This window comes from Rhodococcus sp. 06-462-5, from assembly GCF_002258315.1.
Lineage (GTDB): Bacteria > Actinomycetota > Actinomycetes > Mycobacteriales > Mycobacteriaceae > Rhodococcoides.
In genome coordinates this window covers 492,487-516,070 of sequence record NZ_NOYD01000013.1, presented here as the reverse complement: position 1 = coordinate 516,070, position 23,584 = coordinate 492,487, and the positions used below count along the sequence as shown (strand labels likewise).

The 23,584-nt window shown below is 66.6% G+C and carries 19 protein-coding genes and 1 tRNA gene; 13 read left to right on the top strand and 7 right to left on the bottom strand.

The annotated features are described in order from the left end of the window. The first annotated feature begins 27 nt into the window (after nucleotides 1-27). The 7 genes from CH251_RS09720 (at nucleotide 28) to CH251_RS09690 (ending at nucleotide 5,479) form a co-directional block, all read left to right on the top strand. Entirely contained in the window at nucleotides 28-597 is a 570-nt protein-coding gene (locus CH251_RS09720) for a DUF2017 domain-containing protein (protein ID WP_094612900.1), read from the top strand. Nucleotides 598-606: 9 nt separating this feature from the next. Next, entirely contained in the window at nucleotides 607-1,692 is a 1,086-nt protein-coding gene (locus CH251_RS09715; protein ID WP_094612899.1) for a P1 family peptidase, read from the top strand. A gap of 59 nt (nucleotides 1,693-1,751) precedes the next feature. Further along, complete coding sequence (locus CH251_RS09710; RefSeq protein WP_094612898.1) at nucleotides 1,752-2,381, top strand: rhomboid family intramembrane serine protease; 630 nt, start codon at nucleotides 1,752-1,754, stop codon at nucleotides 2,379-2,381. Nucleotides 2,382-2,493: 112 nt separating this feature from the next. Next, nucleotides 2,494-3,252 carry a cyclic nucleotide-degrading phosphodiesterase gene (locus tag CH251_RS09705; protein WP_179273735.1) on the top strand — a complete coding sequence of 253 codons (759 nt, stop codon included), beginning with the start codon at nucleotides 2,494-2,496 and terminating at the stop codon, nucleotides 3,250-3,252. A 21-nt stretch (nucleotides 3,253-3,273) separates the two neighbouring features. After that, on the top strand, nucleotides 3,274-4,059 hold the full coding sequence (gene rph, locus CH251_RS09700; protein ID WP_045194515.1) for a ribonuclease PH: 786 nt from the start codon (nucleotides 3,274-3,276) through the stop codon (nucleotides 4,057-4,059). Continuing rightward, nucleotides 4,052-4,666, top strand: coding sequence for an RdgB/HAM1 family non-canonical purine NTP pyrophosphatase (rdgB, locus tag CH251_RS09695; protein ID WP_094612897.1), 615 nt, complete (start codon nucleotides 4,052-4,054; stop codon nucleotides 4,664-4,666). The genes rph and rdgB overlap by 8 nt, the downstream gene beginning before the upstream one ends. A gap of 9 nt (nucleotides 4,667-4,675) precedes the next feature. Further along, nucleotides 4,676-5,479: a triacylglycerol lipase gene (locus CH251_RS09690; RefSeq protein WP_256978925.1), complete on the top strand. Its 804-nt coding sequence runs from the start codon at nucleotides 4,676-4,678 to the stop codon at nucleotides 5,477-5,479. Between the two features lie 2 nt (nucleotides 5,480-5,481). Here CH251_RS09690 and CH251_RS09685 read toward each other — a convergent pair whose 3' ends face one another. From CH251_RS09685 to CH251_RS09670, 4 genes are all read right to left on the bottom strand, one after another. Beyond that, the gene (locus CH251_RS09685) at nucleotides 5,482-5,835 is read right to left on the bottom strand and encodes a DUF3817 domain-containing protein (RefSeq protein ID WP_094612895.1); all 354 of its coding nucleotides are present in this window, start codon (nucleotides 5,833-5,835) and stop codon (nucleotides 5,482-5,484) included. Further along, nucleotides 5,832-6,233, bottom strand: coding sequence for a transcriptional regulator (locus CH251_RS09680; RefSeq protein ID WP_094612894.1), 402 nt, complete (start codon nucleotides 6,231-6,233; stop codon nucleotides 5,832-5,834). The genes CH251_RS09685 and CH251_RS09680 overlap by 4 nt, the downstream gene beginning before the upstream one ends. 89 nt (nucleotides 6,234-6,322) lie before the next feature. Further along, nucleotides 6,323-6,982, bottom strand: coding sequence for a maleylpyruvate isomerase family mycothiol-dependent enzyme (locus CH251_RS09675; RefSeq protein ID WP_094612893.1), 660 nt, complete (start codon nucleotides 6,980-6,982; stop codon nucleotides 6,323-6,325). Between the two features lie 63 nt (nucleotides 6,983-7,045). Beyond that, nucleotides 7,046-7,130, bottom strand: a tRNA-Leu gene (locus CH251_RS09670). Nucleotides 7,131-7,222: 92 nt separating this feature from the next. Here CH251_RS09670 and CH251_RS09665 point away from each other — a divergent pair. Further along, nucleotides 7,223-8,014: a TetR/AcrR family transcriptional regulator gene (locus tag CH251_RS09665; protein WP_094612892.1), complete on the top strand. Its 792-nt coding sequence runs from the start codon at nucleotides 7,223-7,225 to the stop codon at nucleotides 8,012-8,014. Here the strand turns inward: CH251_RS09665 and CH251_RS09660 are convergent. Next, nucleotides 7,981-8,712, bottom strand: a complete 732-nt coding sequence (locus CH251_RS09660; protein WP_094612891.1) for a hypothetical protein — start codon at nucleotides 8,710-8,712, stop codon at nucleotides 7,981-7,983. The genes CH251_RS09665 and CH251_RS09660 overlap by 34 nt on opposite strands. Before the next feature lie 436 nt (nucleotides 8,713-9,148). Here CH251_RS09660 and CH251_RS09655 point away from each other — a divergent pair, with 436 nt between their 5' ends. Next, nucleotides 9,149-18,448, top strand: coding sequence for a type I polyketide synthase (locus CH251_RS09655; RefSeq protein WP_094612890.1), 9,300 nt, complete (start codon nucleotides 9,149-9,151; stop codon nucleotides 18,446-18,448). Then, nucleotides 18,448-18,840, top strand: coding sequence for a holo-ACP synthase (locus CH251_RS09650; RefSeq protein WP_008715184.1), 393 nt, complete (start codon nucleotides 18,448-18,450; stop codon nucleotides 18,838-18,840). Before CH251_RS09655 ends, CH251_RS09650 begins: the two co-directional genes overlap by 1 nt. A gap of 76 nt (nucleotides 18,841-18,916) precedes the next feature. On the opposite strand, the gene CH251_RS09645 is transcribed toward CH251_RS09650, so the two are convergent. Then, a complete protein-coding gene (locus CH251_RS09645; protein WP_373454935.1) occupies nucleotides 18,917-19,558 on the bottom strand; it encodes a TetR/AcrR family transcriptional regulator in 642 nt (213 codons plus the stop codon). A 381-nt stretch (nucleotides 19,559-19,939) separates the two neighbouring features. On the opposite strand from CH251_RS09645, the gene CH251_RS09640 reads away from it, so the two are divergent. Together CH251_RS09640 and CH251_RS09635 are read left to right on the top strand one after the other, a co-directional pair. After that, nucleotides 19,940-21,304: a hypothetical protein gene (locus CH251_RS09640; protein ID WP_143544963.1), complete on the top strand. Its 1,365-nt coding sequence runs from the start codon at nucleotides 19,940-19,942 to the stop codon at nucleotides 21,302-21,304. A 74-nt stretch (nucleotides 21,305-21,378) separates the two neighbouring features. After that, nucleotides 21,379-22,743 (top strand): dipeptidase, encoded by a 1,365-nt coding sequence (locus CH251_RS09635; RefSeq protein WP_094612887.1) that lies wholly within the window; start codon nucleotides 21,379-21,381, stop codon nucleotides 22,741-22,743. Here the strand turns inward: CH251_RS09635 and bcp are convergent. Further along, entirely contained in the window at nucleotides 22,732-23,205 is a 474-nt protein-coding gene (bcp, locus tag CH251_RS09630) for a thioredoxin-dependent thiol peroxidase (RefSeq protein ID WP_032375973.1), read from the bottom strand. The two genes, CH251_RS09635 and bcp, sit on opposite strands and share 12 nt — an antisense overlap. Nucleotides 23,206-23,282: 77 nt before the next feature. Here bcp and CH251_RS09625 point away from each other — a divergent pair, with 77 nt between their 5' ends. Continuing rightward, the gene (locus CH251_RS09625; protein ID WP_094612886.1) at nucleotides 23,283-23,504 is read left to right on the top strand and encodes a DUF3618 domain-containing protein; all 222 of its coding nucleotides are present in this window, start codon (nucleotides 23,283-23,285) and stop codon (nucleotides 23,502-23,504) included. The last annotated feature ends 80 nt before the right edge of the window (nucleotides 23,505-23,584 follow it).

The window sequence follows — 23,584 nt, the reverse complement described above, 5'->3', positions numbered from 1 at the left end:
CCCTTCCCAGACAGGACATCAGCAACAGTGCGCACGTGGACGAGACGGAATTCGCTGTCCGGGGTCAAGATCAAATCCGAGATCGATGCTCGTGAGGCCGCCGTACTCCGCTCGCTGGTCGGCTCGGTTCTCGGATTGCTGCGCGACCGTTCCGCCGCTGCCCCCACCGACGAACTCGCGGCGCTGACCGGTCTGCGTACCGGGCACAACAGCCCGCCCGAGGATGCCGCACTGGCGCGGCTGCTGCCGGACTTCCACCGCGCCGACCCCGGCCGCGACGAGGAAGACCCCGCAGATCTCAACGGTGCACTGCGCGGACTTCACGAGCCCGAGATCATCGACGAGAAGATGGCCGCCGGATCGATGATCCTGTCCACCCTTCCCGAGTCCGGTGGCAAGATCGTGCTCACCCAGGAGCAGGCGGATGCATGGTTGACTGGCCTCAACGACGTGAGGTTGGCGCTCGGCACCACGCTGGGGATCAGCGCGGATACACCCGATGTCCTCGACGAAGGCGATCCCCGCGCTCCGCATCTCGACGTGTACCACTGGCTGACCTGGATGCAGGATTCACTCGTACAGGTCCTCATTCCCTAGGACGCACGCGTGACCGCTGCATTCCAGACTCCCGGACCGCGGGATTCCCTGACCGACGTGGCAGGTCTGCTCGTCGGTCACCATCACGAACGCGACGACGACGCCACCATGGGTTCCGGCTCGGCGACCGGCTGCACGGTGGTGCGTGCCCTCGGCGGTGCGACGGCGGCCGTCGATGTTCGCGGCGGCGGGCCGGGGACTCGCGAGACCGACCTGCTCGATCCCAGCCATTCCGTCCAGCACGTCAACGCGATCCTGTTGACCGCGGGCAGTGCGTACGGGCTCGCCGCAGCCGACGGCGTCATGCGATGGCTCGAAGAACACGGCCAGGGCATCCCGATGGGGAGCCCCGACCACGTCGTCCCGATCGTGCCTGCTGCGGTGATCTTCGATCTTCCGGTCGGCGACTGGGCGGCGCGTCCGACGGCGGAATTCGGTTACCTCGCTGCTGCCTCGGCAGCAACCGAATTCGCGACCGGATCGGTCGGAGCAGGTGTCGGTGCCCGAGCCGGAGTGCTCAAGGGCGGCGTCGGCACCGCCAGCACGGTGATCGCGGGCGGCCCTGCCGACGGGGTCACCGTCGCAGCGTTGATGGTCGCCAATCCGGTGGGCGCGGTGTTCGATCCGCGTACCGGCCTGCTGTGGGGAGTCGGCACGCTGGGGCCCGCAGCATTCGGCATGCGCAAGCCCGACGTGAACCAGCTGTGGGCCGCTCTCGCCCTCGAACCCAAGGGCACAGCGCTGAACACCACGATTGGGGTCGTCGCCACCGACGCAGCGATGTCGGCGGCGTCGTGCAAGCGGATTGCCGTCGCCGGCCACGACGGTCTGGCGCGGGCCGTTCGACCGGCACACTCGCCGCTCGACGGCGACACGATCTTCGCCGTGTCCACCGGCACCAGACCCGTCACCGCAGAGTCCTCGGTGCCCGCCGCGTTCTCGGCCGAACTCCCGGTACTGGCCGCCGTCACCGAGGCTGCGGCGATCGTCGTCGAGCGGGCCATCGTCGCGGCCCTGCTCGACGCCACCTCGGTGGCCGGCATCCCCACGTACCGGCAGATCTTCCCGTCCGCGTTCGGCGGATCGGGAGCCTGAGCGCAGCTCGCGCGATACCTCTGCCCGGTACCGTGGAGGGACCGAATTCGGAGGCGATCATGAGCGAGATCAGTAACCGTCCCGCCGAGCGTGAGCGGCCGGTCTGGATGCAGGCCGCCATGCTGGTGGGAGCATTCACCGTGCTGCTGTGGGTCATCGAGTTCATCGATGTGGCCAGCGGGTCGAGGCTCGAACGCAACGGGATTCAGGCCCGCTCGGTCGAGGGGCTGTGGGGCATTCTGTTCGCGCCCGTGCTGCACGACGACTGGCAGCATCTGATCGCGAACACCGTGCCGATCGTCGTGCTCGGGTTTCTGGTGTTGCTCTCCGGCCTGGCGCGTGGTCTGGCTGCCACTGGGATCATCTGGATGGTCGGCGGGTTCGGTACCTGGCTCACCGCCGGTTCGTACACGAACACGATCGGTGCGTCGATTCTGATCTTCGGCTTCATCGCCTACCTGTTGGTGCGCGGTTTCTTCACCCGCAAACTCGGTCAACTCGCGATCGGCGTGGTGGTGTTCGTGCTGTACGGCAGCGCACTGTGGGGAGTGCTGCCGAGCGAACCGAACGTCTCGTGGCAGGGGCATCTGTTCGGCGCGGTGGGCGGAGTGGTTGCCGCTCGCCTGTTGTCCGCCGACGCGCGAGCCGAGCGGGCACGGGCGAGATTGCTCGATCGCCCCACTCTGTAGCGCCGAGGTAACTGCAGACACACCTGTGCTCGGTGGTGAATTTCGCCGACTCGCGCTGTGAATACTGCCCGAACGTTTCGAGTGATGCGCTCGGCGTGGCAGCATGGCTTTCATGCGAATTACCGTCCTGGGATGTTCGGGCAGTGTGTCCGGACCCGATTCACCCGCGTCGGGCTACTTGTTGGAAGAAGTGGAGACCGCGCCGGTCGTCCTCGACTTCGGTCCCGGCATCCTCGGGGCGTTGCAGCGCTACGCCGATCCGGGCGATGTGAGCGTTCTGCTCTCGCATCTGCATGCCGACCACTGCCTCGACGTTCCGGGGCTGCTGGTGTGGCGTCGCTACCATCCCACTCCACCGGAGGGACGAGCGATCGTCTACGGCCCCAAGGACACGGCGTTCCGGCTCGGCGTCGCCTCGGCCGAGTGCGGTGGGCAGATCGACGACATGTCCGACACCATCGACCTGCGTCGTTGGCTGGACGGACGCACCGTCGAGTTCGGAAAGTTGTCGATTCTGGCTCGGCAGGTGTTCCATCCGCCGGAGTCGTACGGCATGCGCATCACCACGGCGGAAGGCCGCACGTTCGCCTACAGCGGAGACACGGGAATGTGCCAGGCGGTACGAGATCTGGCGCACGGAGCCGACATGTTCCTGTGCGAGGCGTCGTGGACCGACAGTCCCGAGCGGCCCGAGGGCGTGCACCTGTCCGGAACCGAGGCCGGCCGAATCGCGCGAGAGGCAGGGGTAGGGGAGCTGTTGCTGACCCATATCCCACCGTGGACCTCACGGGAGGATGTCATCGCCGAGGCGAAGGCAGAGTTCAGCGGACCGGTGCACGCGGTTCTGCCAGGGGACGTCTTCACCGTCTGACGACGCGCTAGGCTTCGAGTCGTGTCCAGACGAGAAGACGGCAGGGCGGACGACGAGCTCCGCACCATCAAGATCACCCGCGGATTCACCAGCCACCCGGCAGGGTCGGTGCTGGTCGAGTTCGGCAACACCAGGGTGATGTGTACGGCCAGCGTCGAGGAGGGCGTTCCGCGCTGGCGAAAGGGATCCGGTCTCGGTTGGCTCACCGCCGAGTACGCGATGCTCCCCGCTGCCACCCACACCCGCAACGGCCGCGAGTCCGTCAAGGGCAAGGTCGGTGGACGCACCCAGGAAATCTCTCGATTGGTCGGACGCTCACTGCGAGCATGCATCGACCTCGCTGCGATCGGCGAGAACACCATCGCCCTCGACTGCGATGTACTCCAGGCCGACGGTGGCACCCGCACTGCGGCCGTGACCGGCGCGTTCGTCGCTCTCAACGACGCGGTCACCTACCTGCGAGCGGCCGGGCGACTGGCCGATCCGCAGCCTATCTCGTGCATGATCGCCGCAGTCAGCGTCGGCGTCGTCGACGGCCGTGTGCGCCTCGATTTGCCCTACGAAGAAGATTCGCGCGCCGAGGTCGACATGAACGTCGTCGCCACCGACACCGGCACGTTGGTGGAAATCCAGGGAACCGGGGAGGGCGCGACGTTCCCGCGAACCACTCTCGACAAGTTGCTCGACTCCGCATTCGTCGGCATCGAGAAGTTGTTCGAGGTGCAGAAGGAAGCCCTGGCGTTGCCGTACCCCGGCGAACTGCCCGAGCCTGCAGCCGCGGAATCGAAGAAGAAGTTCGGTGCCTGACTCGAAGCTTCTGGTCGCGAGCCGGAACGCGAAGAAGTTGCGCGAACTCCGGCGGGTGCTCGACGCCGCCGGAGTGGCCGGAATCGAACTGGTGGGCCTGGACGAGGTGCCGCCGTTCCCGGAGGCTCCCGAGACCGGAGCGACCTTCGAGGAGAATGCGCTCGCCAAGGCGCGTGACGGCGCGGCCGCCACCGGATTGCCTTGTGTGGCCGACGATTCGGGAATCGAAATCGATGCCTTGAACGCGATGCCCGGAGTGCTCTCGGCGCGCTGGTCCGGTACGCACGGGCAGGACGGGGCCAATACCGCACTGGTTCTGGCGCAGCTGAGTGACACTCCCGACGAGCGTCGCGGAGCTGCATTCGTCTCTGCGTGCGCCCTGGTGATTCCCGGCGGCACCGAAACCGTGGTCCGCGGCGAATGGCGCGGTGCAGTGGGCCGAGAGCCGCAGGGGGAGAACGGCTTCGGCTACGACCCCATCTTCGTGCCCGAGGGCGACGGCCGCAGCGCCGCGCAGCTGAGCCCGGAGGAGAAAGACGCCGCCTCGCATCGCGGTCGCGCGCTGCGCATGCTCGTTCCGAGCCTCGGCGAGCTGGCGGGGCGGTAGCCCGTGGCGATGCGAACCGTTCTGACGCGAACGTCGGTTGTGTTCGCCGCCGCCGCACTGTGCCTGGCCGGCACCCCGGCCGCAGCGGCACCGGCTGCAGGCTCCTTCGCCGAGGCCCTCGCCTACTCGATCGCGCACCCGGGAGTGACTCCTCCGGGCTCGAACGACTTCTCGTGTGTTCCCAGTGCGCAGCATCCCGAGCCGGTGGTGCTGGTGCACGGATTCCTCGAGAACTCCTACGCCAACTGGGCGTCGCTGTCGCCGAAGCTGGCAGACGCCGGATACTGCGTGTTCGCGATCGACTACGGCAACACCGGGCCGGTGCAGGCGTTCGGTGCCCTCGAACCCATTCCCGAGAGTGCCGCGGAACTGTCGACGTTCGTCGATTCCGTGCTAGAGGCGACGGGTGCGCAGAAGGTGTCGATCGTCGGTCACTCGAAGGGCGGCACCGTGCCGCGCTACTACGCCCGCTTCCTCGGTGGGGATCGCACGGTGGCGCGGATCGTGGCGTTGTCGCCGCCGAACTACCCGACGGCGGGCCCGCCCGTGCAGGCCGACGTACTCGAGCGACTGAACGAGGGCAGCGACACCGTCTCGGGCATCGACTACACCACGATCGTCACTCGATACGACCAGGTCGTCGTTCCGTACACGGCCTCGCTGCTGACCGGGGCGGGAAACACGAACGTCGTGTTGCAGGACGTGTGCCCGGCCAACACCGTCGAGCACACGGGAATCTCGTACGACCCGCTGGCCCAGCGGCTGGTGCAGAACGCGCTGGATCCGGGGAACGCGCAGCCGATCGGCTGCTGACGTCAGACGGCGAAGTCGGCTTTGACCTGCTTGGTGCGCTTGTGCTCGATGTAGAACGACAGGAACGGGATAGTTCCGGCGAGCAGTGTGCCGATAGTGCGGGCGGCAGGCCACCGCACCTTGATGGCGAGATCCACCGTGAGCACGAGGTACACGAGGTAGACCCAACCATGCACGACAGCAATCCAATTGGGCACGTTCTCGACCTTGAAAATGTACTTCGCGACCATCTCGGCCACGAGAACGAGCAGCCAGATGCCCGTGGCATACGCCAGAACCCGGTAGCGCAGCAGCGCGGATGCGATCTTCTGGGTCTTGTTCGCAGACGCCTGCGTCTTCTCCGGTGCCGAACTCACGTGGTGCTCCTGTCGGTCCCGCGGGATTCGTTCAGCTCCGCGAGGTAGCTGTTGTATTCGAGTAGCTGCCTGGCCTCGGGATCGTCGAGGTCCGTGGCGTCGGCCGCCGGGGCATGCCGCTGGGGGAGCAGGTCGAGGGGCACCTCGGTGGGTCCGTCGGGCCGCGCCGCAGCCGCCTCCTCGGGGTCCTCGTCTTCGAGGCGGACGAACTTACGGTAGGCGTAGACGACGAAAACTGCGAACAGGGGCCACTGGAACGCGTACCCGAGGTTCTGGCCGTTGCCGCCGACTGCCTCGAAGCGTTCCCACTGCCACCAGCCGAGACCCAAGCACACCGCCGCGGACACGATGACCAGCGCGATCAGCGCTGGCCGACGGTTCGGGCGGGATGAAGTCACCCCTCGACGGTACCGGAGGTACTACTACTGGAGGTAGTCGCGTGCTGCGGCCCGGCGGTGATTCTCACCATGGACGGCTCGGATGCGGCTCACGCCCGACGGCGGTTGGCCCGTGCCCGGGCGAGTTGCTCGGCACCGGGCCCGGTGACGTCCACGAGAGCGCTGCTGCGTCCGGTCAGAACCAGTGCCAGGGTGCCGGCCGATCCTTCGATGACGGGGCCCTCGCCGCGGCTCCAGTCCAGATCGGTTGCGCGCCACTGCAGTCGGAGCTCAGGGCCTTTGAACGGTGCCGCGCCGGTCGCGGGCACCAGAAAGTCGAGCATCGTGATCATGCGGTGATCGGGAACGTGGTGCTCGATTCCCAGCGGCCTGCACACGTCCAGTCCGTGCACGATGACGTCGGACAAGGGTGCCAGCGGACCGTGGCCCGGTGGGGTGAACTTCTTTTCTGCGTGCGCGGTGAGCAAGGCGGGCAACTCGTTGCCGTGCTCGCGACGCACGCGCGTGGTCATCAGTTGATTGGCGCGGTCGAAGTTGCCTCGGGTGCGCACCATGACGAGTCCGAACTGCCAGAGCGGGACGATCAGGGGGACCACCAGATGGGCGGCGACGTCGCGGACAGTCCAGGCCTCGCACAGTGATGGGGTGTCCCATTGTTCGGGAGTGAGATTCTCGAGAGTTCTTGCGAGAGAACGCCTCTCGTCGGAAATCTCAGCGAAGATCGCGTCGTTGTCGGGGTTGCTGGACATTCGAGCCGCCTTCACACGTCGGAACCTGCAGAAGTCTCGAGACAAGCCGGGCCGATAAATCCATGGTGCGCGAGGGGGGACTTGAACCCCCACGTCCTGAGACACTGGAACCTAAATCCAGCGCGTCTGCCAATTCCGCCACTCGCGCGTGCCGATGAAGTCTACAACCTGGATGGTTGTTCTCAGTGGCGCGGTCGGCTCGCTGCGGTGTACACCGTACGGTGTCGCTACACTCGGCGAGTGGCAGCGAAAAAGGACGTCCCCTTCGACCCGGCCCGAACACTCGAGCTCCTGTGGCGAGTCGGTGCCAAGCCGAGTCGCACCGGACTGAGCGTGGATGCGATCGTCGACGCCGCCATCGAGCTGGCCGACGCGAACGGTCTCGAGTCTGTGTCGATGCGGAACGTGGCCGAGCATCTCGGTGTCGGCGCGATGTCGCTCTACACGCATGTGCCGGGCCGGGATGACCTCGCCGACCTGATGATCGATCGAGCGCTTGCCGGTCTCTACTCGCACGTCGACGAGCCGTCCTCCGTCGCCGGCGGATGGCGTCCCGCGATGCACTTCGTCGCCGAGCGCAATTGGGTTCTGTACCAACGGCATTCGTGGCTGCTCGAAGCGGAGGGTGCACGCCCCGTGCTCGGCCCGCACACCAACGACAAGTACGAGGCCGAGTTGCGTCCCCTTGTCGGCATCGGCCTGGGCGACGTCGAGATCGACTCCGTTCTCACGCTGGTTCTCACGCACGTTTCCGGTACCGCGCGAGCCCTCGCAGGCGTGACGCGTGTCAAGGAGCAGTCGGGCATGTCCGACGCCCAGTGGTGGGCGGCCACCGCGCCGGTCCTCGAACGGGTGATGGACCGCGCACGTTTTCCGGTGTCGTCTCGGGTCGGGACGGCCGCGGCGACGTCGTACGACGCCGCCAGCGACCCCGTGCACGCCTACCGGTTCGGGCTGGAGTGCATCCTCGACGGTGTGGAGGCGCTGATCTCTCGCGGTCAGCCTGCCGATCGCAGTTCCGCTTCGGAGTGACGCTGCTTCGCCCGGCGTGATTTGTGTTGGTAGCGCCAGACCGCGTGCTCGAGCGACGCGAGATCTGCTCCGAGTGCATTCGCCGCAGCTTCCAGGATCACAGGGGAGCGGTCCTCGGCGATCTCGGCGGCGAGGTCGTGGTGGAGCGGTTCGAGTGCGTCGGCGACGAACGAGCGCAGGTGTTCGGCCGCTCTGTCGGTACGCACGCCGAGGTGCATGAGCATGCACTCCCACGTGGTCTCGCCGAGGCCGGGAATTGCGCAGAACGCCTCGAATTGTTGCTCGGTGTGTTGCTCGAAGTCGCTCGATCGGCTCAGCCCCACCGACACCAGCGTCTGTGCCGCCACGGCGGCCGCTGCACCCTTGGTTCGGCTGTTTCCCGGAACCAGTTGACGGTTGGACAGAATTTCCACCGGTAGATCCGGAGTAGTGGTCAGTTCGGCGAGGGTTGTCAAGTCGTCGAGTCGGTTATCGCCGCGATGCGATCTCCATCGCTGGATCACCGCGCGGACCCCGCTGGTCGGGCCGCCGTAGGGAGCGCGTGCCGAGAAGATCGCATCCAACAACGCCACCTCGCTCTCGCCGCGCCATCCCGGCGTCCAGTGCGGCGAACGCGATTGCGGCACAAGCGATTCGATGTGTAGAAGTGTCGCGTCGAGTTCGTCCTCGGTGCAGATGTCCGTTACCGATGAATACATGAATTCCCCCCGGAGTTCGTCGACCGCTCGCGTCGATGAGCGGCTCGTTCGCACAAGGTAGAGGACTGCACCGACAAGGTCGGGAGCCGCTCATCTGTGTTCGAGATCACATCACGAAAAGATAACGAAAAATGCGAGGCTTTCCTCATGTTCTGACATCCCGCTCGATGCTCTCGCCAGCGTGGATACGGGTTACCGGCGAGTCGGGTAAACAAAAAGTAAAGCCGCTTCGAGTGACGTACTCGCTGGTAGCACTCGGACGTCCGAGCAAACCTGAGGATTTCCTCATGATTTTGTGTCAACCTTGAACAGCGCGGAGGAGACCTGTCGACGAGGACCGGCTCACCGCTTCGACCCTGTAGCCCACGACGCGCCAGGGCAGTCATCACAGCGAACGCCCCGACCCCCGAGGCGTCCACGAGAGGAATTTTCAGCCTTGACGATCAACGAGAGCACACCATCACACGGACGAGGCTCGCGAAGCACCGGCAACGCAGACAAATCCCCTAGAAGCAATGGCGGCTCTCGGACTCTGGCAGATCGTTTCGCCGCGGGCGAGCCGTATGCACTGGCCTTCGGTGGCCAGGGTGCACCGTGGCTCAGCTCCCTCGAAGAACTGGCTCGCGACTCCGCGCTCGAACCCGAACTGACCGATCTCGTCAACGAGGCTGCAGTCACTCTCGCACCCGTTGCCGACGAGCTGCTGGTCGTACGCTCGGTCGGCTTCGACCCGATCGGCTGGATGCTCGAACAAGACCTTGCCGACGACGACTCCGCAGGCTCGTACGGACCGTCCGAGGCTGCACTGACCTCCGCTGCCGTCTCGCTTCCCGGAGTGTTCCTCACCCAGGTCGCAGCACTGCGCGCGCTGAAGCTGCAGGGACTCGATCCCGCCCAGACCCCGCCGGTCAAGGTCGTCGGACACTCGCAGGGGCTCATCGCCGCCGAATCCGTCGCAGCCGACGGCGCACAGGACGCGAGCTTCCTCGCGATCGCCCAGCTCGTCGGTGCTGCTGCAGGTCTCGTCGGCCGTCGCCGCGGCATCATCGGAGCCGGAGACCGCGCGCCGATGGTCTCGGTTGCCAACGTCGAACCCGCACGACTGCAGTCGATCATCGCCGACCTCGCGATCGACGGAGCACCGGAGCGATCCGCCGCCCTCGCCATCCGCAACGGCCGTCGTCGCGTCGTACTCTCGGGACCGCCGGCCCAGCTGGCCCGCGTGCAGGAGAAGTGCGAGCAGATCGCTGCCGAGGAAGAGCGCGACCGTGACGCCAAGAAGCGCGGCGGTGCCGTGTTCGCCCCGGTCTTCGAGCAGCTTCCCGTCGAGATCGGCTTCCATCACCCCGCCCTGGCCGACGCTGTCGAACTCGTCAGCGCCTGGGCACAGCGTTGTGGACTCGATGTCGAGCTCGCACGCGACCTCGCACAGAAGATCCTCGTGGACTCCGTCGATTGGGTCGACGCCATCGACGGTGTCGTCGACGCCGGTGCCGACTGGATTCTCGATCTCGGTCCGGGCGACCTGCTCACTCGCATGACCACCCCGGCGCTGCGTGGACAAGGCGTCGGCATCATCGCCGCATCCTCGCGCGGCGGCCACCGCAATCTGCTCACCCCGGGAGCTGCTCCCGAGGTCCAGCCCGCATGGTCCGCCTATGCCCCCACGCCGGTCACGTTGCCCGACGGCCGCGTCGTGGTCGAGACCTCCTTCACCAAGATGACCGGACGTTCGCCGATTCTGCTCGCCGGCATGACGCCGACGACCGTCGACGCGAAGATCGTCGCGGCCGCAGCCAACGCAGGCCACTGGGCCGAGCTCGCCGGTGGCGGCCAGGTCACCGAAGACATCTTCACCGACCGCGTCGCCGAGCTCTCCACGTTGCTCGAGCCCGGCCGCGCCATCCAGTTCAACTCGCTCTTCCTCGACCCGTACCTGTGGAAGCTTCAGCTCGGCGGACGCCGCATCGTGCAGCGCGCTCGCGCAGCAGGCGCGGCCATCGACGGCGTCGTCGTCACCGCAGGCATCCCGGAACTCGAAGAGGCAGTGGCCCTCATCGAAGAGCTGTCCGAGGCCGGCATCAGCTACGTCTCGTTCAAGCCCGGCACCGTCGCGCAGATTCGCGCCGTCATCCGCATCGCCAACGAGGTCCCGTCCTACCAGGTCAACGTTCACATCGAGGGCGGCCGCGCAGGCGGACACCACTCGTGGGAGGACCTCGACGATCTGCTGCTGACCACCTACGCGGAGCTGCGGTCACGGCCCAACCTCGTCGTCTGCGTCGGCGGCGGCATCGGCACCCCCGAGCGGGCAGCGGAGTACCTCACCGGAACCTGGTCGGCCGTGCACGGTTACCCGAAGATGCCGCTCGACGGCATCCTCGTCGGCACCGCAGCGATGGCAACCCTCGAGGCCACGACGGCTCCCGAGGTCAAACAGCTTCTGGTCGACACACCGGGAACCCCCGACTGGGTCGGTGCCGGTACCGCGAACGGCGGAATGGCCTCGGGCCGAAGCCAGCTCGGTGCCGACATCCACGAAATCGACAACGCGGCATCGCGGTGCGGCCGACTGCTCGACGAGGTCGCCGGCAACGCCGACGCCGTGGCCGAGCGTCGCGACGAGATCATCGCCGCACTCGACGGCACTGCCAAGCCGTTCTTCGGCGACGTCGCCGACATGACATACCAGCAGTGGCTCGCTCGCTACCTGGACCTGGCCATCGGAACCGACTCGCGCAGCGACTTCGATTGCGGCGGAGAGTTCACCGACGCCGTGTCCGAGGCCCGCGAATCGGTGTGGCTCGACATCACCTGGCGCACCCGCTTCCTGGAGATGCTGCAGCGCGCCGAGGCCCGGCTGCACCCCGTCGATCGCGGACCCATCCCCACCCTGTTCGCCGACGCCGAGGTCCTCGAACGCCCGCGCGCAGCACTGAAGTCGCTGCTCGCACAGTTCCCCGACGCCGCAGACGTGGTTCTGCACCCGGCCGACATCACCTTCTTCACCTCGCTGTGCCGCATGCCCGGCAAGCCGGTCAACTTCGTCCCCGTCGTCGACGGTGACGTGCGCCGCTGGTGGCGCAGTGACTCGCTGTGGCAGGCACACGACGCCCGCTACTCGGCCGATCAGGTCTGCATCATCCCCGGCACCGTCGCCGTCGCAGGCATCACTCGCGTCGACGAGCCCGTGGGCGATCTGCTCGATCGCTTCGAGAAGGCCACCGCGGATCAGCTGCTCGCCGAGGGCGTCGAGCCCACGGCCATCGCGAGCCGTCGCCACGCCGAGATCGCACCCGGACTGCTGGGCATCGTGCTGGCTGCTCCCGACGTCACCTGGGCCTCGCGGATGACGCAGAACCCCGTTGCACGCCTGGGTGATCCGGCCGACTGGACCGTGGAATCCGAGACGGTCGCGGCGCACCCGCAGACCGGCTCCTCGCTGACCGTGCTCGATTCCGAGCACGTGGAGCTGCTGGTTCCGCTCGCTCCGGGCAAGGAAGTTCGCATCCGCCTGACGGTTCCGGCCTCCACGATCGACGGCGGCGCGCCCGTCGTCACCGCTCAGGACGCTCAGCAGGCCATGTCGGCTCTGCTCGGAGTTGCTGCAGGCCAAGAGCTTCCGACCGTCAAGGGCGGCGTTGCCCGGCTGAACATCGCGTGGATCCCCGATCTGATCGCCGACCACGCAGGCGTCACCGGTTCCGGACTCCCGGACACGCTCACCGTCAGCGGCAAGGCCGTTCCCGACGTTCTCGTCGGTGCCTGCTGGCCCGCCGTGTTCGCCGTCCTCGGCGCGACCCGTAACGCCGAGGGCATCGACGTCATCGAAGGCATGCTCGATCTGGTGCACCTCGATCACAGTGTGAACCTGGTCGGCGAATTGCCCACCGACACTTCGATTCTGGTGGTCAAGGCTGCGGCAGGAGAGGTGCTCGACACCGACCTCGGCCGTGTCGTCGAGGTCACCGTCGAGATCGGTGCCATGCTCGGTGAGGGGCTCGACGCTCCCGCCGTCGCAACTCTGGTGGAACGCTTCGCCATTCGTGGACGCACCGGCAGGGGCGAGCTCGTCGACCCGGCTCGTGCAGGCGGCTCGGTGAGCGCCGACGCACAGGACACCCCGCGTCGTCGCCGTCGTCAGGCCACCATCGTCGCCCCGCGCAACATGGCCGCGTTCGCTCAGGTCTCGGGCGACCACAACCCGATTCACACCTCGGACGCGGCGGCTCTGCTCGCCGGTCTCGGCAGCCCCATCGTGCACGGCATGTGGCTCTCGGCCGCTGCCCAGCAGACGGTCACCGCAGTCGATCACGCGGACACCAAGACTCCGCCGCGTCGCCTCACCGCCTGGACCGCACGCTTCCTCGGCATGGTTCGACCCGGAGCCGAAATCGACGTTCGCGTCGACCGCACCGGATTCGACCAGGGTGCCGAACTGATCGAGGTCTCCTGCCGTGTCGCAGGCGAACTGGTCATGGTCGCCACCGCTCGCACCGCGCCGCCGAAGACCGTCTACGCCTTCCCGGGCCAGGGCATCCAGCGTGCGGGCATGGGCCTGGACGCACGGTCTCGCTCGAAGGCCGCACGTGAGGTGTGGGAGCGTGCCGACAAGCACACCCGCAGCGCGCTCGGCTTCTCCATTCTCGCTGTGGTGCGCGACAACCCGACGTCGCTCAAGGCGCGGGGCGTCACGCACAAGCACCCCGACGGTGTGCTGCACCTGACCCAGTTCACCCAGGTCGCAATGGCCGTTCTCGGCGTGGCACAGGTTGCCGAACTGCGTGAATCCGGTGCGTTCGTGGAGAACTCGATTCTCGCCGGCCACTCCGTCGGTGAGTACAACGCCCTCGCAGCCGTTGCCGGTGTGCTCCCGCTCGAAGCCGTCCTCGAGGTCGTCTTCCAGCGTGGATCGGCGATGCACGCGCTCGTTCCGCGTGACGCCAGCGGCCGCAGTGACTACCGCATGGCAGCGATCCGCCCGTCGCAGATCGGCCTGGCCGACGAGGACGTACAGGGTTTCGTCGCCGGTGTCGCGGCAGAATCCGGTGAATTCCTCGAGATCGTCAACCTCAACCTGCGCGGCTCGCAGTACGCCATCGCAGGCACGGTTGCCGGCCTCGGCGAGCTGGAGAAGAAGATCGCGATCCGCCGTGCCGAGTTCGGTGGCAAGGCCGCCTACATCATGGTTCCCGGCATCGACGTGCCGTTCCACTCCACGGTGCTGCGCGGCGGAGTCGACGACTTCCGCAATCGCCTTCAGACTCTGCTCCCCGAGCAGATCGATCCGGCGATCCTGGTGGGGCGCTACATCCCGAACCTGGTGCCCAAGCCGTTCTCGCTCGAGCGCGACTTCGTCCAGGAGATCGCCGATCTGGTTCCGTCCGAGCCGCTGAACGCCGTTCTCGCGGAATTCGATTCGTGGGCCGCACGGCCGAGCGGTCTGTGCCGCGTGATCCTGACCGAGCTGCTCGCTTGGCAGTTCGCCAGCCCGGTGCGCTGGATCGAGACCCAGGACCTGCTGTTCGCAGACGAGTCCGACGGCGGCATGGGCGTCGAGCGCTTCGTCGAGATCGGCCTCGGTGCAACTCCGACCGTGGCGAACCTCGCGTCGCAGACCCTCAAGCTGCCGGGCCGCTTCGGCCACCCGGTCGAGGTTCTCAACCTCGAGCGCGAGGCTGCGATCATCTACGGCACCGACACCGACCCGGCTCCGGCCGACGAGGAAGAGTCGGCACCGGTGGAGGCCCCTGCTCCGGCAGTAGCTGCTGCTCCGGCTGCAGCACCCGCACCGGCGGCGGCACCGTCCGGCGGACCTCGTCCGGACGACATCGCATTCGTCGCGGCCGATGCGACCAAGATCCTCATCGGCCTGTGGACCAAGCTGCAGCTCGATCAGATCGGGCCTGCCGACACCATCGAGGCACTGTGCGACGGTGTGTCCTCGCGCCGTAACCAGTTGCTCGTCGACCTCGGTTCCGAGCTCTCGCTCGGTGCCATCGACGGCGCAGCCGATGCCGACATGGGCGCGCTCTCGGGCACGGTGAACAAGCTGGCCCGTACGTACAAGCCGTTCGGTCCGGTGCTCAGCGACTCCATCAACGATCACCTCCGCAAGGTCTTCGGCCCCTCGGGTCGACGCCCGGCCTCGATCGCCGATCGCGTCAAGAAGACCTGGGAACTGGGCGACGGCTGGGCGCACCACGTCACCGCCGAGGTCGCTCTCGGTACCCGTGACGGTGCCTCGGTTCGTGGCGGCGCACTCGGCGGCCTGGCCGACGGCTCTCTCGCCGACGGCAATGCAGTCGACAACGTCATCGACGCGGCTGTGGCCGCGGTGGCCGCACGCCGCGGCGTCGCAGTCTCGATGCCGCAGGCAGGCGGCGGAGCCGGTGGAACCGTCGACGCTGCTGCTCTCGGTGAGTTCACCGAGCACATCACCGGCCGCGACGGCGTCCTTGCCTCCGCTGCCCGGCTGGTGCTCGAGCAGCTCGGACTGGCGGATGCCCCCAACGCGCTGCTGGCCGACGATCCCGACGCCGCTCTGGTCGAGCTGGTCTCCGCCGAACTCGGATCCGACTGGCCTCGCCTGGTCGCTCCCGCGTTCGACGCCAAGCGCGCCGTCCTGATCGACGACCGGTGGGCCACTGCCCGTGAGGACCTGGCTCGGTTGTGGCTCGGTACCGCAGGCGAAATCTCGGTCGAGTCCTTCGCCGGCGCGGGCAATGCCGTTGCGTCGCAGGCACAGTGGTGGAAGGCCAAGGCCGACTACGAGAACAAGACAGTGCTCGCCGAAACCTTCGGACGCATCGCGGATATAGCGGTCGCATCCGAGGACAAGGGCCAATGGTCCGACGAGGTCGCAGTGGTCACCGGCGGCAGCAAGGGCTCCATCGCAGCTGCGGTGACGGCCAAGCTGCTGGCCGGGGGAGCGACGGTCTTCGTCACCACCTCCAGGCTCGACGACGAGCGACTCGGCTTCTACCGCTCGCTCTACCGCGACAACGCACGCAGCGGAGCGTCGCTCTGGGTGGTTCCGGCGAACATCGCGTCGTACACCGACGTCGATGCGCTCATCGAGTGGATCGGCAGCGACTTCATCGACACTGCCGGTGGCGCAAAGACTCTGGTCAAGGCCGGTGCCACGCCGACGATGCTGTTCCCGTTCGCCGCACCTCGGGTCGTCGGCGAGATGTCCGACGCCGGAGCTCGCGCCGAGATGGAGATGCGCGTGCTGCTCTGGTCGGTCGAGCGTCTGATCGGCGGACTGTCCAAGGTCGGCTACGACAACGACATCGACACGCACCTGCACGTGGTGCTGCCGGGATCGCCGAACCGCGGAATGTTCGGTGGCGACGGTGCCTACGGCGAGTCCAAGGCTGCACTCGATGCGGTTGTCGCCAAGTGGGGTTCGGAGAAGAACTGGGCCGAGCGGGTGTCCATCGCCCACGCTCACATCGGTTGGGTCCGCGGAACCGGCCTGATGGGCGGCAACGACCCCATCGTCGAGGCGGTCGAAGCCGAGGGTGTGCGCACCTGGTCGACCGACGAGATGGCAACCGAGTTGCTGCAGCTGTGCACGCCTGACGCTCGTCGTCAGGCCGCTCAGGAGCCGATCGTGGCCGATCTCACCGGCGGATTGGCCAGCACCAAGCTCAACCTCGTCGAACTCGCTCGGGACGCGGCTGCGGCCGCTGCCGAGAAGACCGAAGAGGCAGTGGATGATTCGGTGATCGCGGCACTGCCCGCTCCGCCGCGGCTGTCGACGACGACCACCGCTCCGGCGTGGCCGACACTCGATGTAGACCCGAAGGATCTGGTCGTCATCGTCGGTGCAGGCGAGCTCGGACCGTACGGTTCGGCACGCACCCGCTTCGAGATGGAGGTCGACGAGCAGCTCTCGGCCGCAGGCGTACTCGAACTCGCGTGGAACACCGGCCTGATCGCCTGGGAGAACGATCCCAAGCCGGGTTGGTACGACATCGAGTCCGGTGACCTGGTGCCCGAGGAGGACATCGCCGACAAGTACCACGACATCGTGGTCGAGAAGTGCGGTATCCGCACCTACGGCGACGACGGCGCGATGGTCGGCAACACCGCTCCGCTGATGACCTCGATCTTCCTCGACAACGACCTGACGTTCGTGGTCGGAACCGAGATCGATGCACGGTCGTTCGCAGCAGCGGATCCCGAGCACACACTGATCACGCCGGTCCCGGATTCGAGCGACTGGCAGGTCACCCGCAAGGCGGGCACCGAAATTCGCGTCCCGCGCAAGATGAAGCTCACCCGCACCGTCGGTGGGCAGATTCCGACCGGATTCGATCCGACCAAGTGGGGCATCTCGCCCGACATGGCCAGCTCGGTCGACCGTGTCGCACTGTGGAACATCGTCACCACGGTCGACGCGTTCATCTCCTCGGGCTTCAACCCGTCGGAACTGATGCGCTGGGTGCACCCCACGCTGGTGGCCAACACACAGGGCACCGGCATGGGCGGCATGGAGTCCATGCGCTCGCTGTACATCGACACCCTGCTCGGTGATGCTCGTGCGAACGACATCCTGCAGGAGGCTCTGCCGAACGTCGTTGCCGCGCATGTGGTCCAGTCCTACATCGGTAGCTACGGCGCGATGGTTCACCCCGTCGCCGCCTGCGCCACCGCGGCCGTCTCCGTCGAGGAAGGCGTCGACAAGATCAAGCTGGGCAAGGCGCAGCTCGTGGTCGCCGGCGGCTTCGACGACCTGAGCAACGAAGGCATCATCGGCTTCGGTGACATGTCGGCCACCGCGGACTCGGCAGCGATGACCGCCAAGGGCATCAGCGATCGGCGGTTCTCGCGGGCGAACGACCGCAGGCGCGGTGGATTCGTCGAATCCCACGGCGGCGGAACGATTCTGCTCGCTCGCGGAGACCTGGCACTCGAGATGGGCCTGCCGGTCCTCGGAGTGGTGGCCTACGCACAGTCGTACGGCGACGGAGTGCACACCTCCATCCCGGCTCCGGGACTCGGCGCGCTCAGTGCCGGTCGCGGCGGCAAGGATTCGGCGCTCGCGCTCTCGCTCAACGCGCTCGGCGTCAGTGCAGACGACGTGGCCGTGATCTCCAAGCACGACACCTCCACTGCAGCCAACGACCCGAACGAGGCGGAACTGCACACCCGCCTCGCCAAGGCCATCGGTCGTTCGGACGGCGCTCCGCTCTTCGTCGTCTCGCAGAAGAGCCTCACCGGACACTCGAAGGGTGGAGCGGCTGCCTGGCAGTTGATCGGTCTGTGCCAGGTACTGGCCAACGGCGTCATCCCGCCGAACCGCAGCCTCGACTGCGTCGACGACAAGATGACCCCGTTCGAGCATCTGGTGTGGGCACGGGAGCCGCTGCGCTTCGGTGACTCGGTGCCGCTCAAGGCAGGTCTGCTCACCTCACTCGGATTCGGCCACGTGTCCGGACTCATCGCGCTGGTGCACCCGCAGGCGTTCGTCGAGGCCGTTCCGGCGGACCGGCGTGCCGAGTACATCGCGAAGGCGAACGAGCGCCGTATCGCCGGTCAGCGCAGGCTGATCTCCGCGATGGTGGGAGGAGACTCCCTCTACGAGCGGCCCGACGATCGACGGCTCGGACATGACGGGACGCCGGCCAAGGCGTCACGCGAACTGGAGGCAAACGTGTTGCTCAACGAGTCCGCTCGCCTCGGCGAGGACGACGTCTACTCCTCCGGTCTGCCGGGTGCCATCTGATGGCGATTCTGGGAGTGGGTTTCGACCTGGTGACGGTGTCCGACTTCGCCGAGCAGATGGAGAAGGTCGGCACGACGATGATCCGCGACAGCTTCACCGCGGGCGAGCGCCGTCATGCCGCGACGAAGAGTTCCGACCCGACCCGCCACTACGCAGCACGGTGGGCGGCCAAGGAAGCAGTGCTGAAGGCATGGGCCACATCGCGATTCGCTCGGCCGCCGCAGATCGGTGACAACCCGTATCCGCTGATCGAGGTCGTCAACGATGCGTGGGGCCGTCCGTCCATCAAATTGCACGGGATGGCGCAGGAGTTCCTGCCGACGGTCAAGATCCATCTGTCGCTGACGCACGACGGCGACATCGCCGCCGCGGTGGCGATTCTGGAGGAGTGACTCCACGCTGAACGACGAAAGGCCCGTCCGATCCAGGTGATCGGGCGGGCCTTTCGTCGGTGCGGGCTCGGGTTGTTCAGGCTTGCTCGTTGTCACTCGCCGAGCCGCCGGAACGTCTGCTCTCCTTCTCGGCGACGAGCAGATACGCCATCATGATGCGTTTGAGCTCGGCGACGGCGTCCTCGTGGCTCTGGCCGTCCTGCACGGAGAAGTTGAGCATCGAGTAGACGATGTGTACCAACACCTGCGCCATGAGGTTGCGGCGATGCCGAGGCGTGCGCGGAGTGAGCGGCCCGAGCATGCGCGAGACCTGCTCGGCGAACTCCCGCTCGTGGATCACCCCGGTTGCGCGCGTCGACGGTGTCGACTGCATGGCGAGCCACACTTCACGGCGCGATGGATCGGTCATCCACATGCCTGCCATGTGGTCGACGAAGTTGTTGAGGAACCGCACCCAGTCCAGGGACGGGACTTCGCCGTCGAACTCGGCGAGTTCCTGCTGCACCCCCACGAGGTCCTGGCGGTTGAGCTCGCAGACGATGACGTACTTGTTGGCGAAGAACTGATACAGCGTGCCGATGGGGAGTTCTGCGCGCGACGCGACTTCCTCGCAGGTGAACGACTCGAAACCGACGTCACTGAGCAACTCGCGTGAGGCCTGCAGCAACGCGTCGAACTTGCGCTGGCTACGTTCCTGGGTGGGTCGCCGGCGCGGCATGAGCTCCTGAGTCTGTGCCGTCGACTCGAGCGCGGCGTCGAGACGGCGCGAGGACTGGGCACGAGCAGAGGATTCCACCCGGTCAGGCTATCCGGCGCGGGGGCTCGTTATCCACAACGGTCCGGTAGGTCACGCCGGCAGACTGCGCTTTCGGCTCGGATTCGCGGGTTCCAGCCGAGGGCTTCGAATCAATCCTGGGGTCGACGACAAAGGCTGGATCCTCATACTGTGACAAACTCCAAGACCGATCTGGTCCAATTTAACCGTCAACAGGTATGGTTTAGGGAACTGAATCAAATTCCGTGCAGGGTGATCGTCATTCGAAACAACTGGATGACGTTCATGGTCGGGAGCCTTCACCCTGAGCACAGGGAGACTGCCATGACAACTATTGGTATAGCGATCGAATCTGGCTCTATGCAGACAGTGCTGTTGGAGCCGACCTCAGGCGAGGTACTCGCCGATCGGACGACCCCGCTCGATCCCGACGCCGCCTCGGTTCTGACCACAGCGATCGAGACGATGCGCACCGAGGCGGCGACGCTCGACGCACACGTGGACGCAGTGGGTGTGGTGTATCGAACCCAGGACGAGCGCGCCGAGTTCGCCGCTGCCCTGGGCGACGAACCCGCAGTGCTGTCGTCGGCATCCGAGTCGTTCCTCGGCTGGTTGGCAACATCGAAGGAATTCGCCGACGCGAAGACCGTCCTTCTGTACTACATGGGCGCCGCGGGCGTCTCCATCTCGCTCGCCGACGCAACCGACGCCTCGATCACCCTGGCCAAGACTGCGGCGTTGGACTCGATGTCGCCCGAGCGCATCGGCAGCACCATCCCACTGGCATGGGAAGTGGTGGATCAGTCCGGCAAGAAGCCCGAGTTCGTGGCCTTGTTCGGTGATTCGTCGAGCAATCGAGACCTGGTCGACATCCTGTCGCTCGGACTCGGCGTTCCTGTCGTACGCGTGGGCGATGCGGACCAGGTCGCAGCGCGAGGAGCAGCGCTGCTGGCGCATCAGGAGAAGACGGCCGCAGTAGCCGCTGCGCCGGTGGCGACCGAGGACTCGGATCCGGTCGAGGCTGCCGACACCGAGGTCGTGGAAGCGGACGAGGTCGACGCCGAGATTGCCGGCTTCGAGCCCGAGGAGACCGTCGAGGTAGCGAAGGCCGCGGATTCCGACACGGTGGTAGCGCCGCTTCCGGTGCCTGCCGTGCTGTCGGTTGTCGAGGCGAAATCGGCCCGGTCGGGAGGCTCCGGACGCAAGCTCGTGTTCGCCGCAGTGCTGCTGGCCGGGGTGCTCTCTGCAGGTGTCGCGGTCGCTGCGACGTTGCCGGACGAATCCGAGACGACTGCCGAACAGAGCGTCGATCGACGCGACGCCGGTACCGATCTGGTGGGGGCGACTCGGCAGGCGGACCCGACGACGTCCGACCCGGTTGCGGCCGTGGTTCCGCCGGCACAGGAGATTGCACCCCCGCCCGAGACGATTCCCCCGACAGTGGACCCATGGACGGTTGTCGAGCCTGCACCGACCACGCAGCCTCGGGTGACACAGGACCCGCCACGCCAGGCTGTGGCGGCCCCGCAGCCGGCACCGGCACCGACCACGGTGGCCCCTCCGCAGTTCACCGTTCCTGTTCCCATTCCGGAGCCGGGCAAGTCGCCCGAACAGCTCGAGCAGGAAGCGTGGGATCGGCACTGGCAGCAAACGGGTGAGTGGATTCATCAGGAGTTCTCCGGCGGCTGACGGTGAATCGTTCTCGAGACGAGTGATGACAGACTGGCTAGGGCCCGTCTGTCATTTTCTCGTTTGGAGGATTCATGCCCGCCGATCCGCGCCCCGTCGACGTTCGATCTGCAATCGCATCGCAGATGCCCCGAGCGAAATCGGAGTTGGCAGAGCTGATCCGGTTCACCTCGGTGCACGATCCCCGGCAGTTTCCGGTCGAGCAGTGCACCGGTGCGGCGCAGTGGGTGCAACGGGCCTTTGTCGACGCGGGCATTCCCGACGTCCAACTGATCGAGACGGTCGACGGGTCACTGGCCGTGGTCGGTTCGCGGCCGGCTCGCGCGGGAGCGCCGACCGTTCTGCTGTACTCGCACTACGACGTTCAACCTCCAGGTGACGGAAAGCTCTGGGACAGTGAACCTTTCGATCTGACCGAACGGGACGGCCGTTGGTACGGGCGGGGTTCGGCGGACTGCAAGGGCAACGTCATAATGCATCTGCTGGCGCTACGGGCACTGGGGGAGTCGCTCGACGTCGGCGTGCGGATCGTCTGCGAGGGTTCGGAAGAGATGGGCACCGGCGGATTGGAAGCGCTCGTGGAGCAGCGACCGGAATTGTTTGCCGCAGACATGGTGGTCATTGCCGACACCGGTAACGCGAAGGTCGGCTTGCCGACGGTCACCACCACACTCCGCGGTATCGCCAACGTGGTGGTGCATGTGGAAACCCTTGCCGGAGAGGTGCACTCGGGCATGTACGGCGGGCCCGCGCCGGATGCCCTCGCAGCGTTGGTGCACGTGCTCTCCACGTTGCGCAACGAGCAGGGCGACACCGTGGTCGACGGCCTGGACGGAACGCAGACCTGGGACGGGGTTCAGTACGACCCGGAGCAGTTCCGTTCCGATGCCGGGGTGCTCGACGGCGTCGGGCTGGCGGGCTCGGGCTCTGTGGCCGATGCTGTGTGGGCGCGGCCGGCTCTGACGATTCTGGGGATCGACTGCCCACCGGTCGTGGGGTCGGCTGCTGCGATCTCGCCTCGTGCGTCGGCACGGCTCAATCTGCGGGTGCCGCCGGGAATGGATCCGCAGCGGGCTCAAGATGCGTTGGTCGCTCATCTGGAGGCGCGTACGCCATGGAATGCGCGCGTTACCGTCGAGCGAGAAGCGATCGGGTCGCCGTTTCGGGCCAGGACCGACGGGCCGGGCTACGCGGCTCTGTCCGAGGCGTTGGAGGAGGCATTTGGGCACCCGATGGGGACCGCCGGTCAGGGCGGATCGATTCCGCTGTGCAATGCGTTGGCTCAGGTGCTGCCGGACGCCGAGATCGTGCTGATGGGCGTCGAGGAACCTCGGTGCCGGATCCACGCTCCCAACGAGAGCGTGGACCCGACCGAAATCGAGAAGATGGCCGTCGCCGAGGCGTTGTTCCTGCAGCGACTGGCCGGGTCAGACGGCTAGATCGCGGCGGAGCTTGGCGACGTGTCCGGTGGCGCGGACGTTGTACTGCGCCACCTCGATCTTGCCTGCCTCGTCGACGAGGAACGTGGAGCGGATGACGCCCTCGTAGACCTTGCCGTAGTTCTTCTTCTCCCCGAATGCGCCCCACGCCTGCAACGTCGTCTTCTCCTCATCGGAGAGCAGGGGGAACGTCAGCTCTTCCTTGTCGCGGAACTTGGCGAGCTTGGCGGGCTTGTCGGGGGAGATGCCGATGACTTCCAGACCTTCGCCGTTGAGTTCGGCGAGACTGTCGCGGAAGTCGCAGGCCTGCTTGGTGCAGCCCGGGGTGCTCGCGGCGGGGTAGAAGTACACGATCACCTTCTTGCCTGCGTAGTCGGCGAGAGAGACGTCGTTGCCGTCGGCATCGGGCAGGGTGAACGCCGGAGCGGTGTCGCCCGGCTCGAGCTTGCTGTATTCGGTCACCGCACGAGAGTATCGAAATGTCGTCGTGCTCTAGGCTCGACTGCGACCGAGACTATTTGCAACAAGTTGGAGGACACGTGGCCAAGGACACCGACCGGATCGAGCGCGAGATCGAGGCCGCTCGCAATCAGCTCGCCAGCACCCTGGACGAGCTGAGCGTCCGTGCCAGCCCCAAGAACATCGTCGCCAACACCAAGCAGTCCGTGGTGGCCAAGCTCAACGAGCCGGCAGTGAAGTTCACCCTCCTCGGAGTGGGCGCAGTGGTGGCAGTTCTCATGGTTCGCCGGATCTTCAACTGACGTATGCACGTGCTCCGACCAGCCGATTTCACATCTGGCGGCATCTGCTGTTAATGTTTCTCCCGCACCGCAGAGAACAC

Coding starts and splice junctions, on each gene's coding strand:
- CH251_RS09710 (WP_094612898.1), top strand. CDS start 1,752: ATGAGCGAGATCAGTAACCGTCCCGCCGAGCGTGAGCGGCCGGTCTGG.
- CH251_RS09705 (WP_179273735.1), top strand. CDS start 2,494: ATGCGAATTACCGTCCTGGGATGTTCGGGCAGTGTGTCCGGACCCGAT.
- CH251_RS09690 (WP_256978925.1), top strand. CDS start 4,676: ATGCGAACCGTTCTGACGCGAACGTCGGTTGTGTTCGCCGCCGCCGCA.
- CH251_RS09675 (WP_094612893.1), bottom strand. CDS start 6,982: ATGTCCAGCAACCCCGACAACGACGCGATCTTCGCTGAGATTTCCGAC.
- CH251_RS09660 (WP_094612891.1), bottom strand. CDS start 8,712: ATGTATTCATCGGTAACGGACATCTGCACCGAGGACGAACTCGACGCG.
- CH251_RS09650 (WP_008715184.1), top strand. CDS start 18,448: ATGGCGATTCTGGGAGTGGGTTTCGACCTGGTGACGGTGTCCGACTTC.
- CH251_RS09645 (WP_373454935.1), bottom strand. CDS start 19,558: ATGCCGCGCCGGCGACCCACCCAGGAACGTAGCCAGCGCAAGTTCGAC.
- CH251_RS09640 (WP_143544963.1), top strand. CDS start 19,940: ATGACAACTATTGGTATAGCGATCGAATCTGGCTCTATGCAGACAGTG.
- CH251_RS09635 (WP_094612887.1), top strand. CDS start 21,379: ATGCCCGCCGATCCGCGCCCCGTCGACGTTCGATCTGCAATCGCATCG.